At 65.0% G+C, this 1707-nt stretch carries 1 protein-coding gene and 2 pseudogenes; all 3 read right to left on the bottom strand.

Going from position 1 to position 1707, the window contains the following annotated elements; translation table 11 throughout:
* A pseudogene (locus C7389_RS25635) lies at positions 1-179 on the bottom strand (branched-chain amino acid ABC transporter permease); the annotation flags it as partial.
* 134 nt (positions 180-313) lie between these two features.
* Positions 314-1459, bottom strand: a complete 1146-nt coding sequence (locus tag C7389_RS24690) for an ABC transporter substrate-binding protein (RefSeq protein WP_133595312.1) — start codon at positions 1457-1459, stop codon at positions 314-316.
* Between the two features lie 125 nt (positions 1460-1584).
* Positions 1585-1707: pseudogene (locus tag C7389_RS24685) on the bottom strand (3-oxoadipyl-CoA thiolase); the annotation flags it as partial.

Below are 1707 nucleotides of genomic sequence, written 5' to 3'. Positions count from 1 at the left end.
ACCGTGCCCGCCTGCACCATCGCCAGCGTCAGCGCGCCGTAGGCGACGAATTCGCCTTGCGGGATGAAGATCACCCGCGTCACCGCGAACACCAGTACCAAGGCCAGCGCCAGCAGCGCGTAGATCGCGCCGTTGGTCAGGCCGTCCTGGCCCAGCAGGGCCGCTATCTGTAGATCCATGACGAACCCCTCCACGCCGCCGGCTCAAGGCCGTCGCCGTGGTCTCCTCGTATTCTTCTCTGCGTGGGATCGGCGGCCGGTGGCTGTCTGCGCAGCCGCCGGCCGTCTACTTCTTATGGGTGCTGCCCGGCGGCTTACTTGACCAGCTTCCAGGTACCGCCCTGGATCTGCACCATGACGCGGGCGCGCTGGTCGAAACCGAGGTGGTCGTTCGGGCTCATGTTGAACACACCGTGGGCGCCCGGCACTTCCTTGACGTTCTCCAGCGCATCACGCAGGGCGGCGCGGAATTCGGGCGTGCCCGGCTTGGCCTTCTTCAGCGCTTCCGGCACCGCGGCGGTCATCAGCACGCCGGCGTCCCAGGCGTGGGCGCCGAAGGTGGAGACGCTGCCCTTGCCGTGGGCGGCTTCGTACTTGGTGATATAGGCCAGGGCCGACTTCTTCACCGGGTTGTCGTCCGGCAGCTGGTCGGCGACCAGCACCGGGCCGGCCGGCAGGAAGGTGCCTTCGCAGTCCTTGCCACAGACACGCAGGAAGTCGTTGTTGGCGACGCCGTGGGTCTGGTAGTACTTGCCGGCGTAGCCACGCTCCTTCAGCGTCTTCTGCGGCAGCGCGGACGGGGTGCCGGAACCGGCCACCAGCACGGCATCAGCCTTGGAGGCGATGATCTTCAGCGCCTGGCCGGTCACCGAGGTGTCGGTGCGGTTGAAGCGTTCGTTGGCCACGATCTGCAGCTTGCGCGCTTCCGCCACCGACTTGAACTGCTCGTACCAGCCTTCGCCGTAGGCGTCGGCGAAGCCGATGAAGGCCACGGTCTTCACGCCGTTGTTGGTCATGTGCTCGACAATGGCGGTGGCCATCTGGGCGTCGTTCTGCGGCGTCTTGAACACCCAGCGCTTCTTGTCGTCCATCGGCTCGATGATGCGGGCCGAGGCGGCCAGGGAAATCATCGGCGTGGCGGCTTCGGCGGCGACGTCGATCATGGCCAGCGAGTTGGGAGTCACGGTGGAGCCCAGCACCAGGTCGACTTTGTCCTCGGACAGCAGCTTGCGGATGTTCTTGACGGCGGTGGTGGTGTCGGAGCCATCGTCGAGGACGATGTAGTTGACCTTCTGCCCGCCCAGCGTGGTCGGCATCAGGCCGATGGTGTTCTTTTCCGGGATGCCGAGCGAGGCGGCCGGGCCGGTGGCCGAGACCACGACGCCGACGTTGATGTCGGCCTGGGCGGCCGCGGCGAAGGCGAGGCCGATGGCGGCCAGCAAGGTGTGCTTGAGCTTCATGGTGTCTCCTCCTCGTGGTTTTAGGTATGGGTAGCCGGGGTCGAGGAAATCCGGCTACCTTGGAACAAAAATTATCACACTCCTAACGCATTCGAAAATATCTAATTCTTTGGTTCTAAACTTTCTTAGATTTTTTCGATGACCAGCGCGATGCCCTGCCCCACGCCGATGCACATGGTGCACAGCGCATAGCGGCCGCCGGTCGCCTCCAGCTGGCGCATCGCGGTGAGCACCAGGCGGGCGCCGGA

This window comes from Azoarcus indigens, from assembly GCF_004361735.1.
Taxonomy (GTDB): domain Bacteria; phylum Pseudomonadota; class Gammaproteobacteria; order Burkholderiales; family Rhodocyclaceae; genus Azoarcus; species Azoarcus indigens.
This window is presented reverse-complemented; position numbering and strand designations above follow the sequence as displayed.